We start from the raw sequence: 12,984 nt of genomic DNA on the forward strand, positions 1-12,984 counted from the left end.
TGTGGGCGCGGCGGGGCAAGCCGGGTGCTCTTTCTAACTCCCCTCCCTTGCAGGGAGGGGAATGGTGCTAGGCCCCGCCGATCCAGGTCGCGGCGACCTGGCCCGCGTCGTCGAGCAGCACCAGGTCCGCGGCGTAGCCCGGCGCGATCCGGCCATGCGTGCCGGCAAGGCCGATCAGCGCGGCGGGGCTCTCGCTCGCCATTGCCAGCGCCGTGGCGAGATCGGTGCCGAGCAGCTCGACGGTGTTGCGCACCGCCTGCGCCATGTCGAGATGCGAGCCGGCGAGCGTGCCGTCGGCGCCGCGGCAGACGCCGCCCTTCACCGTGATCCGCTTGCCCTGGAGCACGAACTCGCTCGCGTCCGAACCGACCGAGGGCATCGCATCGGTGACCAGCATGAAGCCGCTTGGCCGTTTGCAGCGTAGCGCCAGGCGAAGCGTCGCCGGGTTCACATGATGGCCGTCGACGATGATGCCGCAGACCAGCGCGTCCGAATCGAGGCTGGCGCCGACCATGCCGGGCTCGCGCGAGCCGAGCGGCGACATCGCGTTGAACAGATGGGTGACCCCGCGCATGCCCGCCGCCACCGCGGCCTTGGCCTGCTCGTAGCGCGCATTGGTGTGCCCGGCCGCCACGACCACGCCGGCGGCGACGAGCTGCTCGATATCGGCGAGGGTCACGCGCTCGGGCGCGAGCGTCACCAGCGTGCGGCCGCGCCTGAGGCCGGTCAGCGCGGCGATGCCCTCGGCATCGAGCGGGCGGATCTTGTCGGCGGAGTGGATGCCCTTGCGATCGACGTTGAGGAACGGCCCCTCGATATGGATGCCGAGCACGCCGGGCACGCCCGCCTCGATCGCGGCATCGACCGCGGCGACCGCGCGGCGGATCACCTCGAGATCGTCGCTGATCAGCGTCGGCAGGAAGCCGGTGGTGCCGAAGCGGCGATGCGCGGCGCCGATTGCGGCGATGCCCGCCACCGTCGGTTCGTCGTTGAACAGCACGCCGCCGCCGCCATTGACCTGGGTGTCGAGGAAGCCTGGCGCGAGCGTGCCGGCAAGGCGCTGTGTCTTGGCCTCGGCGGGAACCGCCTGGGCGGGCACCACGCCGAAGATGCGAGCGCCGTCGATCAGCACGGCGACGCCGGTTTGCAGCGCGCCGTCGACCAGCGCGCGAGTCGGGATCAGCGCCTGCATCAGATCGTCTCGGTCACCTTGGCGAGCGACGGCGGCCGGTCGGGATCGAAGCCACGCGCGATCGAGAGCGCGTTGGCGGCGCGGTAGAAGGCCTGGATCTGCAGGATCGGCTCGATCGCCGGGCCCGCGGCAGGGTGCGGCAGGTGGATCGCGCCGGGCACCGCGCCGCCGCTGACCAGCACTTCGCCGCCGCGCGCGAGCACGTCCGAGACGAGATCGTCGACGCCGTCGGCGGTGGCATCGTCCTGGCGGAAGACGAGCAGCGGGAAGCCGGGGCCGACCAGCGCCATCGGTCCGTGGCGGACCTCGGCGGCGCTGAACGCCTCGGCATGGAGGCCGCAGGTCTCCTTGAACTTGAGCGCGGCTTCCTGCGCCACGCCGAAGCCGATGCCGCGGCCGATCACATAGAGCCCGCGCGCATCGTGCAGCCGCTCGACCAGCGGCGACCAGTCGGCGTCCCAGGCTTGCTCGAGCAGGTCGGGCAGCGCGGCGAGGCCGGCCTTGAGCGATTCGTCATCGGCCCATTCGCCGACCAGATGGAGCTGGGCGGCGAGCGCGGCGATGTACGACTTGGTCGCGGCGACGCTGATCTCGGGGCCGGCGCGGAGCGGGACGCGCGTGTCCGATTCGGTGGCGAGCGGCGAATCCTCGACATTGACCATCGCCACGGTGCGCGCGCCGCTCTCCTTGGCCGCGCGCATCGCCGCCAGGATGTCGGGGCTCTTGCCCGATTGCGAGATGCCGAGCGCGAGCATGTCCGAATAGTCGGTCTCGACGCCGTAGACCGAGGCGATCGAGGGCGAGACCGAGGTGGTCAGCAGCCCCAGCCGGGTCTCGATCAGGTAGCGGCCGAAGGTGGCGGCATGGTCCGAGCTGCCGCGCGCGCAGGTGAGCACGCCGCGCGGGCGGCGGGCGCGCAGCTCGGCGCCCAATTCGCGGACCACTTGGCGATTGGCATCGAGCTGGCGGCGCACCACGGCGCCGGCCTCGCCGGCCTCGGCGAACATGCGGGTCGATTCGGGGTTGGTCATCCGGTCAGCCCCGCGTGTCGAGTTCGGCGACGAAGTCATAGGCGTCGCCGCGATACCAGCTGGTCGTCGCTTCGATCACCCGGCCATCGGCGAGGAAGCCGCGGCGCTCGATATAGAGCACCGGCGCGCCGACCTCGACGCCGAGCAGCGCGGCGCGCTCGGCGTCGCACAGCGCCGCGCGCAGCCGCTGGAGCGCGCGCACCGGGCGATTGCCGGTCGATTCGAGCGCGGCATAGAGCGACGAATCGACCATATCGAGGCTCGGCAGCCCGAAGCCCGGGATGATCGCGAATTCGAGCGCCATCGGCACGTCGTCGGCATAGCGGATGCGGTGGAAGCGATAGACCGCGGTGCCCGGGCTGAGCCCGAAGGTCAGCGATTCCTCGCCGGTCACCGCGCCCGCCTCGCGAATCAGCCATTCGCTGCGCACCGTGCGGCCGCGCGAGGCCATGTCCTCGGAGAAGGAGGAGAGCTTGGCGAACTGCTTCTCGACGCGGCCGGCGACGAAGGTGCCGGCGCCGTGGCGGCGGACGAGCAGCCCGTCGTCGACCAGCTTGTCGATCGCCTTGCGCAGCGTGATCCGCGAGACCGAGAGATCGGCGGCGAGATCGCGCTCGGCGGGGAGCGCTTCGTTGGGCTTGAGCAGATTGTCGCGCAGCGCCTCGCGCAACGCGTTCTCGAGCTGCCGGTAAAGCGGCCCCCTGCCTGCTCCTTCGAGCGGCCTCATCTTTTGCGCCAGCAGCGGCATCGGTTCCCCTAATCGGTCGGCTGTGTGCCTGATGCAACACTAATACCAATAACAGACCACATGCTAGCGAAAAATTACACCGGTCTGTAACTCAGGTGTAAGAATCCGTCTTGACGACCCCTGCACAGTGAGGAATGGTACAGGTATTGGTATGCGACTGGTATTCCAGCGCCATACCACAACGAATCATAAGTACGTTCAGAACCATCTGACCAAGGGGATGAGACATGGGGATCCGGGGATTTCTTATCGGCACGGCCAGTGCCATGGCGCTGCTCAGCGGCGCCGCGCATGCTCAAGACACCGCGCCCGCAGCGCAGGATGACGGCGAGATCGTCGTCACCGGCTTCCGCGCCTCGCTCGCCCAGTCGATCGAAGCCAAGCGCAAGGCCGATGCGATCATCGATTCGATCTCGGCCGAGGATGTCGGCAAGTTCCCCAACACCAATGTCGCCGAAGCGCTGACGCTGGTCCCGGGCGTCACCGTCGACCGCCAGTTCGGCCAGGGCGAGAAGGTCTCGATCCTCGGCACCGACCCGGCGCTCAACCGCACGCTGCTCAACGGCCAGACCGTCGCCTCGGCCGACTGGTTCATCCTCGACAATCCGGGCCGCACCTTCAACTACGCGCTGCTCGCGCCGCAGCTCGTCAACCGCGTCGACGTCTACAAGTCGCCCGAGCCGCGCATCGACGAAGGCTCGATCGGCGGCACCGTCAACGTGCTGACCCGCAAGCCGCTCGAGCTGAAGCCGCTCGTCGTCGCCGGCTCGCTCGGCTATCTCTACAACGACCGCTCGAAGAAGGGCGACGTGCAGGGCGCGGCGCTGGTCAGCTGGCACAATGACAGCAAGACCTTCGGCATCCTCGCCTCGTTCCAGCGCGCCAAGGACCGGCTGCGCCGCGACGGCCTGGAGAGCTACGGCACGATCACTGCCGACTTCTGGGCGGGCAACAACGATGCCGGCGCGGCCAATTCGAGCCTGTTGCCGACGGCCAACGGCACCGTGCCCGCGGCGTGCACGGGCACCTGCGCGACCACGCTGACCGCGAACCCGAAGGCGAAGTTCCCGAACGCGTTCGGCACCTCCTATTTCGCCCAAGACCGCGAGCGGCTGACCTATTCGGCGACCGCGCAGTGGAAGCCGGTCGACCAGCTGACGATCACCGCCGACTGGCTGCGCATCGACGCGACCTACGACAATCTCAACCAGTCGATGTACGCCTTCCCGGGCAATGTCTGGAACAGCGCGACCGGGCTCAACAGCCTGACCGTCGAGAACGGCATCGTGAAGAAGGCGAGCTTCACCAACGCGCTTTCGGTGCTCGACGCGCAGTACCGCGTCGCCGAGATGCACTCGCAGACCTTCCACGGCCAGGTCGGCTGGGACGACGTCCATTGGGACCTCAATGTCGAGGGCGGCGTCTCCGACGCCGACGGCGGCACCAAGAAGCAGGTGTTCCTCGAGTTCCTCAACAAGGCGAACTACACCGTCGACATCAGCGGCGCGCCCGACAAGCCCGGCACGATCAGCTACACCACCAACGTGCTCGGCAACCCGGCCGCCTTCGTCACCGACACCGGCTGGAGCGGCAACCTGGTCGACAAGCCGACCACCGACAAGGAGCGCTACGGCCAGGCGGATCTCGGCCTGAAGTTCGACGGCCCGCTGAAGCGCATCCAGATCGGCTACAAGTACCGCAAGCACGAGACCGCGCAGGAATATGCCGGCATCGCGCTCGCCAACCTCGCCGTGCCGGCCTCGCAGTTCGACACCAGCACCGTTGCCAGCAACTATCTGTCGGGCTTCAACGGCATCAACGACCAGATGGCCGGCCGCTTCATCATCAACGGCGACTCGATGGTGAACTATGTGCAGAGCCGTCCGGGCCTGCCGACGCCGTCGATCTTCGCGGCGAACGAGTTCACCGCGGGCAACTGGGACATCCAGGAGCAGATCCACGCGGCCTATGCCCAGGCGAACTTCGAGAGCGGCCCGGTGCGCGGCAATCTCGGCGTGCGCTACGTCCACACCGCAACCGACAGCGCGGGCTATGTCTGCAAGGCGGGCGCGACCTGCGCGGCGGCGACCGACTGGACCTGGCAGACGACCAAGACCCATTACAGCAACTGGCTGCCCAGCCTGAACCTGATCGCCAACCTGCAGCAGGACCTGGTGTTCCGTTTCGCCGCGGCCAAGGTCATCGCCCGTCCGAACTATGCCGACGAGACCAACTATTTCTGGCTCTCCGACCAGATCGGCAGCGGCGGCGGCGGCAACCCCAACCTGAAGCCGTACAAGTCGAACAACTTCAACGCGTCGCTCGAATGGTACCTGGCGCCGCACTCGATCCTGTCGGGCGAAGTGTTCTACAAGGACATCGGCAACTACATCCTGACCAAGACCGTGGCGGAGCAGCACTTCAACACGGCGCAGGGCAAGGTGACGACCTACAACATCGCCCGTCCGTTCAACGCCGGCTCGGCCAAGGTGAAGGGCTTTGCTGTCGCCTATCAGCAGAGCCTGCCGCTCGGCTTCGGCATCCTGGCCAACTATACCTATTCGGACGGCCACGGAGAGAATGACGCCGACCTGCCGTACAATTCGCGGCACCAGGCCAGCCTGAGCCCGTTCTTCGAGAGCGGCCCGGTGGCGCTGCGCGCGACCTATACCTGGCGCTCGAAGTACTTCACCGGCATCGACCGCGGTGACCAGATGTATGTCCGCGACTCCGCCAATGTGGACGTCTCGGCGACCTGGAACTTCACCAAGGAAGTCGGCCTCACGCTCTCGGGCATGAACCTCACCGACAGCCAGTATTACGCGTACGCCAACACGCAGCAGCTGCCGCGCGGCGTGTACAAGAACGGCCGCAAGCTGCTCGCGACCGTGAATGTGAACTTCTGATCTCCAACCTGGTGTAGTGCACTGGGGCGGCGGATGGACGAGCGATCGCACCACCCGCCGCCCCTTTTTCTTTGCGGTACGCCGCGATTGAGCGCCGGGCGAAACCGCCTAAGCTCGCCCGATCCAAGCCGGGAGCCTTGCGCGTGATTTCCTTCCGTCCCGCCCTGACCTTCATCGCCGCGCTCTACGCCGCGACCCCTGCCGCCGCGCAGCAGCTGCCGCGGCTGCTGCCCGTTCCGGCCGAGATGGCGCCCGTGCCGGGGCGTTTCGCGCTCACCGCGGCGACCGCGCTGGTCGTGCCCGCGCGCGACGCCGGTGCGCGCGCCGCGGCCGATCGGCTGGCCGAGCTGCTCAAGCTTTCGCGCGGCCTCACGCTGCGCACCGCCGTGGCCTCGCCGCACCCGGCGATCCGCTTCCTCCGCGCCCGGACCGGCAAGGCCGAGAGCTATGTGCTCGCGATCGACGGCAAGGGCGCGACGATCACCGCCGGCGACGATGCAGGGCTGCTCTACGGCGCGGTCACGCTGTGGCAGGCGCTGACCCAGCAGGGCGGCAAGGGCGCAGTGACGATTCCCGGCCTCAGCATCCACGACGCGCCGCGCTTCGCCTGGCGCGGCCTGATGCTCGACAGCGCCCGCCACTTCCAGTCGCCCGCCTATGTCCGCCAGCTGATCGACTGGATGGCGGTGAACAAGCTCAACACGCTCCACTGGCACCTGGTCGACGACCAGGGCTGGCGGATCGAGATCCCGAAATATCCCAGGCTCACCAGCATCTCGGCCTGGCGCATTCCCGCCAGCGCGCCGGGCGCGCCACAGCTGCCGCGGACCGGCGGCTTCTACACCCAGGCCGAGATCCGCGCGATCGTCGCCTATGCCGGCAAGCGCGGCATCACCATCGTCCCCGAGATCGAGATGCCGGGGCACGCGCTGGCCGCGATCCGCGCCTATCCCGAGCTGGGCATGGGCGTGCCGATTCCGCCGGGCACCGAGAGCGACTGGGGCGTCTTCCCCTGGCTCTACAATACCGACGACACGACCTTCGCCTTCCTCGAGGACGTGCTCACCGAGGTGATGGCGCTGTTCCCGTCGCGCTATATCCATGTCGGCGGCGACGAGGCGGTGAAGGACCAGTGGAAGGGCTCGCCCGCGATCCAGGCCAGGATGAAGGCGCTGGGGATCAAGGACGAGACCGCGCTGCAGGCCTGGTTCGTCCACCGCATCGCCGGCTTCCTCGAGGCGCATCACCGCAAGCTGATCGGCTGGGACGAGATCCTGGAGGGCGACGTTCCGGCCGACGCGACGATCACCTCGTGGCGCGGCATCGAGGGCGCGATCACCGCGGCCAAGGCCGGGCACGACGCGGTGCTGAGCCCGTCGCCGACGCTCTACATCAACCAGCGCCAGGGCACCGGCCCGAATGAGCCGCCGGGCCGCGGCGACGTGGTCGACCTCAGGACCGTCTATGCCTTCGATCCGGCGCCCCGCGAGATCCCGGCCGAGCAGCAGCACCATATCCTGGGGCTGCAGGCCAATCTGTGGACCGAGCATGTCCGCACCGAGGCGCGGGCCACCTGGCATTTCTTCCCGCGTGCCAGCGCCGTCGCCGAGATCGGCTGGTCGAAGCCGGAAGGGCGCGACTTTGCCGACTTCATCGACCGGCTGGTGCTGCAGATGGACCGGATGAAGCCGCTCGGCATGAACCCGGCGACCACCGCCTTCGCGGTGCGCCCCGCGCTCGACTACAAGGCGGGCGAGAAGACCGTCTCGGTCAGCCTCGCCAACCAGTCGGGCCTGCCGATCCGCTACACCACCGACGGCACGCCGGTGACGGCGCGGGCGCCGCTCTATGCCGGGCCGCTGGCGCTGCCGCTGCCGACGCGGCTGCGCGCCGCAAGCTTCCACGGCAGCGAGGCGCTGGGCGGCGCGATCGACCAGCCGTTCGATGCGCGCAGCGTGCGCACCCGCGGCGACGAGGACATGAAGACCTGCTCCAACCGCGTCGTGCTGGCGCTGGAGGACGATTATCCCGCCGCCGGCAAGCGCGCGGTGTTCCGCACCGACATCTTCGCGCCCTGCTGGCAATGGGAGGCTGCGCCGATCGGCGGGGCCAAGGCGATCGCGCTGACCGTCGGCCAGATTCCGTTCAACTTCCAGATCGGCAAGGACATCGAGAGCATCCATTTCCGCACCCCCGCCACGCCCGCCGGCGAGTTCGAGATACGTGCCGGCAGCTGCCAGGGCCCGCTGATCGCGACGCTGCCGCTGGCGCCGGCGGTGACCAATCCGGGGCTGACCCGCCTGCTCGCGCCGCTGCCGCTGCGCCCGGGCAATGAGAGCCTGTGCATCAGCTACACCGCCAAGGGCGTCTCGCCGATGTGGGCGCTCGAGTCGGTGGAGCTCGTCCAGTGAGCGACGCCGTGACCCTGCTTGCCCCGTTTGCCGGCTGGCTCGCGCCGCTGGAGGAGGTGCCCGACGCGGTGTTCGCCGAGCGGATGATGGGCGACGGCTTCGCGATCGACCCGACCGAAGGCGTGCTGCGCGCGCCGGCGGCGGGCGAGGTGATCAACGTGCCCGCGAGCGCGCATGCGGTGACGCTGCGGCTGGAGAACGGCGCCGAGCTGCTCCTCCATATCGGGCTGGAGACGGTGGCGCTGGCCGGCAAGGGGTTCGCGGCCAGGGTGGCGGCGGGCGACCGGGTGCAGGCGGGCGACGTGCTGATCGCCTTCGACCTCGATGCGGTGGCGACCGCGGCCAGGGCCCTGATCACTCCGGTCATTGTTGCTAGCCAAGGTTACACCCTGGAGCTCGAATCGCTGGGCCGTCTGATCGCGGCCGGGACGGTTGTCGGGCAGGTTCTGCGCAGCGACCGGGCAGGTGCGGACATCGTGCACGCGGATGTTGGCGCCGAGCGCCGCGTGCGCGTCACCGCGGCCAACGGCATCCACGCCCGGCCGGCGGCGCGCATCGCAGCGGCGCTCAAGCCCTTCCTCGCCGAAGTGACGCTCCACGCCGCCGAGCGCAGCGCCAATGCGCGCAGCACGATCGCGCTGCTCGGGCTCGGCGCCGGCAAGGACGACGAGGTGCGCATCGTCGCGCGCGGCGGCGACGCGCAGGCCGCGGTCGATGCGGTGGCGGCGCTGATCCTCGCCAATTTCCACGAGACCGCGCACGCATCGGCGCCCAAGGTGTCCGGAGCCGCCAGCGGGCCGGTGCGCGCCGCGCCCGGGCTCGCCATCGGCCAGGCCTTCCAGCTCAGGAGCGCCGATCTCGACGTGCCGGCGGACGGCGCCGGGATCGCCGCGGAACAGGCCGCGCTGGCCAAGGCGCTCGCCGCCACCGCCACCGCGCTGGACGGCGCGCACGGCACCGCCGCCGAGATCGCCGAGGCGCACCGCGCGCTGCTCGCCGATCCGGAGCTCGCCGCCACCGCCGCGCGCCATGTCGCCGAGGGGCGCAGCGCCGCTTTCGCCTGGCGCGCCGCGACCGCCGAGGCGGCAGGCGCGCTGCGCGCCACCGGCGACGCGCTGCTGATCGAGCGCATCGCCGACCTCACCGACCTCGAGCGCCAGGTGATCGCCCGGCTGCTCGGCCAGGCCGCGCCCGCCGCGCCCGCGCTGCCCAGGGGAGCGATCCTGCTCGCCGAGGACCTGCTGCCCTCGCAATTCCTCGCGCTCGACACCGCGAAGCTGGCGGGCATCGCCACCGCGCAGGGCGGGCCGACCTCGCATGTCGCGATCCTCGCCGCCTCGGCGGGGGTGCCGATGCTGGTCGCCGCGGGCGCACAGCTGCTGGGCATCGCCGACGGCACGCCGGTGATCCTCGACGCCGACGCCGCGACCCTGTCGGTCGATCCGGACGCCGATGCGCTGGCCGAGGCGAGCGCGCGGCTCTCCGCCCAGCGCGCCCGCCGCGACCACGAGCTTGCCACCGCGCATGCGCCCGCGCAAACGTCGGACGGCGTTCGGATCGAAGTCTTCGCCAATCTCGGCTCGGTCGGCGATGCCGCTGCCGCGGTGCGCGCCGGGGCCGAGGGCTGCGGGCTGTTGCGCACCGAATTCCTGTTCCTCGAGCGCGCGACCGCGCCGAGCGAGGAGGAGCAGCGCGAGACCTATTCGGCGATCGCCGCGACGCTGGGCGAGCGCCCGCTGATCGTCCGCACGCTCGATATCGGCGGCGACAAGCCGGTGCCCTATCTGCCGATGGCGGCGGAGGAGAACCCGGCGCTCGGCCTGCGCGGCGTGCGGCTGACGCTCGCCCGGCCCGACCTGATGCGCATCCAGTTGCGCGCGATCCTGCGCGCGGTGCCCGCCGGGCAGTGCCGGATCATGCTGCCGATGGTCGCGGATTTGAGCGACTATCGCCCGGTCCGCGCGCTTCTGGACGAAGTGCGCGCCGAACTTGGCATGGCCGATGTCATTCCGCTCGGCGTGATGATCGAGACGCCGGCCGCCGCGATGCTCGCGGGCCAGATCGCGCAGGAAGCCGACTTCCTCTCGATCGGGACCAACGACCTGACCCAGTACACGCTCGCCGCCGATCGCGGGAACGCTGCGGTGTCGCAGCGGATCGACGCGATGCACCCGGCGGTGCTGCGCCTCGTCCGCGAAGTGGGGCGCGGTGCCGCCGCGGCGGGCCGCATGGCCGGGATGTGCGGCGGGCTCGCTTCCGATCCGCTCGCCGCGCCGATCCTGGTCGGGCTCGGCATCACCGAGCTGAGTGCCACCCCGGCGCAGGTGCCGGGGGTGAAGGCCGCGGTCGCGCGGTTCGACAGGGCCGCCTGCATCGCGCTCGCCGAAAAGGCCTGCGCCGCCACTTCCGCGGCGGAAGTCCGCGCCCTCGCACTGGAAGCGTCCGCATGACCTTCAGCCCTACCGCCCTGCTCTCCAAGGCGCAGCCGCTCGGCCGCGCGCTGATGCTGCCGATCGCGGTGCTGCCGATCGCGGCGCTGCTGCTCCGCCTCGGCCAGGCGGACATGCTCAACATCCCGTTCATCGCCGCGGCGGGCGATGCGATCTTCTCCAATCTCGGCCTACTGTTCGCCGCCGGCGTCGCGGTCGGGCTCGCCAAGGAAAATCACGGCGCGGCGTCGCTCGCCGGCGTGGTCACCTATCTGGTCGCGACCGAGGGCGCCAAGGTGCTGCTCCATCTGCCGCCGGACCTCGTCTCGGCGACCGCGCTCGAGCAGGCGGCATACCGGGCGAAGGAGATTTCGAAGCTCAGCGTGCCGGTCGGCATCTCGTCGGGCATCGTCGCGGGCATGCTCTACAATCGCTTCCACGCGATCCGGCTGCCCGACTATCTCTCCTTCTTCGGCGGCCGGCGCTTCGTGCCGATCGTCTCCGGGCTCGCCGGCCTGGTCTTCGCCGCCGCCTTCGGGCTCGGCTTTCCCTGGATCGAGGCGGGGATCGATTCGCTCAGCCACTGGGTGCTCGGTGCCGGCTCGCTCGGGCTGTTCCTCTACGGGCTGCTCAATCGGCTGCTGCTGATCACCGGGCTGCACCACATCCTCAACAACATCGCCTGGTTCCTACTCGGCGACTTCCACGGCGCGACCGGCGACATAAAGCGCTTCTTCGCCGGCGATCCCACCGCAGGATCGTTCATGGCCGGCTTCTTCCCGGTGATGATGTTCGGCCTGCCCGCGGCCTGCCTGGCGATGTACCGCAACGCCCTGCCCGAGCGGCGCAAGGCCGTCGGCGGCCTGTTGCTCAGCCTCGCGCTGACCTCGCTGCTCACCGGCGTGACCGAGCCGATCGAGTTCAGCTTCATCTTCCTCGCGCCGGTGCTCTACCTGATCCACGCGGTGCTGACCGGCGTGGCGATGGTGGTGATGGACCTGCTCGGGGTGAAGCTGGGCTTCGGCTTCTCGGCCGGCCTGTTCGACTATGTGCTCAACTATGGCCTCGCGACGCGGCCGCTGCTGCTGTTCCCGGTCGGGATCGCCTATGCCGCGATCTATTACTTCACCTTCAGCTGGTGCATCCGCCGCTTCGACCTGAAGACGCCCGGGCGCGAGCCGATCGAGGAAGCCGCCGCCGAGGAAGTCGCCGGCGACCGCGGCACCGCGATCGCGCTGGCGCTGGGCGGGGCGGCGAACATCCGCTCGGTCGATGCCTGCACCACGCGGCTGCGGCTGGTGCTGGTCGACAACGCCATTGCCGATGAGTCGCGGCTGAAAGCGCTCGGTGCGCGCGGCGTGGTGAAGTTGCGCGATGGCGGGCTGCAGGTGGTGCTGGGGCCGATCGCCGACCAGGTCGCCGCCGAGGTGCGCGCCGCAGTGGGCGCAGGCGTGACGGCGCCGGTGGCGGTGGCCGCCGCGCCCGTGGCGGCGTCGCACGGCGATGCCAGCGGCATCCGCGCGGCGCTCGGCACGGCAAAGGTCCGCGCCGTCGCCGCCAATGCCACGCGGGTGCTGATCGATGTCGAGGATCCGGCGGCGCTGGACCTGGCACGCCTCCCCGTGCGCGCGGCAAGCCTTTCCGGCAATCGGCTGCACCTGATCGTCGGCGCCGGAGCCGAGGCGCTGGGCGCGCAGCTGAAGCGCGAGCTGCTGGGGTAAATGCGGAGAGCCGGCGCCGCCTCTTTCCCTATCCCCGGGGGGGAGCGGGAGACTAGCTCGCGACGTCTCCTGCAACCGCCTGGGCGGGCGCCGGTTCGCTCGGCGCGGGCGCGCTCCACGAGCCATGCTGCGGCGCGATCACCGGCGTGTCGTCCTCGGGCAATGCGGCGTCCTCCACCGGCGCTGGTGCGGCGTCCTCGATCCGGGCGGCGCGCTGATAGTCGGCGGGCTCGGCGGGGCGGGCGATGGTGAGCGCGCGCGGCGGGCTCGGATTCTCCGGATAGATCGGCGGCGGCGCGGCGGCGCGGCTCAGCGGATAATAGCCGGCGCTGTCGGCCGTTGCGGCCGCCCCGCCCCGCCCGGGCGGCGGCGTCTGCTTGTAGAAGTCGAACGCGCCCGACTGGGCGTAGGTGCCGAGACTCATGCCGGCCAGCCCGCCGCCGAGGACGGCGACCCCGGCGCAGATCAGCACTCCCTTTTGCAACGCAGTCGCCATGGGAACCTCCGCACGGCAGAACCGCCGGCGCGCCCTTGCTGTTCCTCGGG

Annotated in this window: 8 protein-coding genes; 4 read left to right on the forward strand and 4 right to left on the reverse strand. The window is 70.2% G+C overall.

Annotated features, from left to right (window positions below; genetic code table 11):
• Nucleotides 1-67: 67 nt before the first annotated feature.
• Genes nagA through ABLE38_RS10260 form a run of 3 tightly spaced genes read right to left on the reverse strand, consistent with a single transcriptional unit; the run spans nt 68 to nt 2,971 of the window.
• Nucleotides 68-1,192, reverse strand: a complete 1,125-nt coding sequence (gene nagA, locus ABLE38_RS10250) for an N-acetylglucosamine-6-phosphate deacetylase (RefSeq protein WP_348974045.1) — start codon at nt 1,190-1,192, stop codon at nt 68-70.
• Complete coding sequence (locus ABLE38_RS10255) at nt 1,192-2,223, reverse strand: SIS domain-containing protein (RefSeq protein WP_348974046.1); 1,032 nt, start codon at nt 2,221-2,223, stop codon at nt 1,192-1,194. Before ABLE38_RS10255 ends, nagA begins: the two co-directional genes overlap by 1 nt.
• A gap of 4 nt (nt 2,224-2,227) precedes the next feature.
• Nucleotides 2,228-2,971, reverse strand: coding sequence for a GntR family transcriptional regulator (locus ABLE38_RS10260; protein WP_348974047.1), 744 nt, complete (start codon nt 2,969-2,971; stop codon nt 2,228-2,230).
• 227 nt (nt 2,972-3,198) lie between these two features.
• On the opposite strand from ABLE38_RS10260, the gene ABLE38_RS10265 reads away from it, so the two are divergent.
• The 4 genes from ABLE38_RS10265 to nagE all read left to right on the forward strand — a co-directional run bounded on the left by ABLE38_RS10265 (nt 3,199) and on the right by nagE (nt 12,438).
• Nucleotides 3,199-5,877: a TonB-dependent receptor gene (locus ABLE38_RS10265; RefSeq protein ID WP_348974048.1), complete on the forward strand. Its 2,679-nt coding sequence runs from the start codon at nt 3,199-3,201 to the stop codon at nt 5,875-5,877.
• 143 nt (nt 5,878-6,020) lie between these two features.
• On the forward strand, nt 6,021-8,288 hold the full coding sequence (locus ABLE38_RS10270) for a family 20 glycosylhydrolase (RefSeq protein ID WP_348974049.1): 2,268 nt from the start codon (nt 6,021-6,023) through the stop codon (nt 8,286-8,288).
• Nucleotides 8,285-10,738 (forward strand): phosphoenolpyruvate--protein phosphotransferase, encoded by a 2,454-nt coding sequence (ptsP, locus tag ABLE38_RS10275; protein WP_348974050.1) that lies wholly within the window; start codon nt 8,285-8,287, stop codon nt 10,736-10,738. The genes ABLE38_RS10270 and ptsP overlap by 4 nt, the downstream gene beginning before the upstream one ends.
• Nucleotides 10,735-12,438, forward strand: a complete 1,704-nt coding sequence (gene nagE / locus ABLE38_RS10280) for an N-acetylglucosamine-specific PTS transporter subunit IIBC (protein WP_348974051.1) — start codon at nt 10,735-10,737, stop codon at nt 12,436-12,438. The genes ptsP and nagE overlap by 4 nt, the downstream gene beginning before the upstream one ends.
• Nucleotides 12,439-12,490: 52 nt before the next feature.
• Here nagE and ABLE38_RS10285 read toward each other — a convergent pair whose 3' ends face one another.
• Nucleotides 12,491-12,934 carry a hypothetical protein gene (locus tag ABLE38_RS10285; RefSeq protein ID WP_348974052.1) on the reverse strand — a complete coding sequence of 148 codons (444 nt, stop codon included), beginning with the start codon at nt 12,932-12,934 and terminating at the stop codon, nt 12,491-12,493.
• Nucleotides 12,935-12,984 lie beyond the last annotated feature (50 nt).

This window comes from Sphingomonas sp. KR3-1, from assembly GCF_040049295.1.
Classification (GTDB): domain Bacteria; phylum Pseudomonadota; class Alphaproteobacteria; order Sphingomonadales; family Sphingomonadaceae; genus Sphingomonas.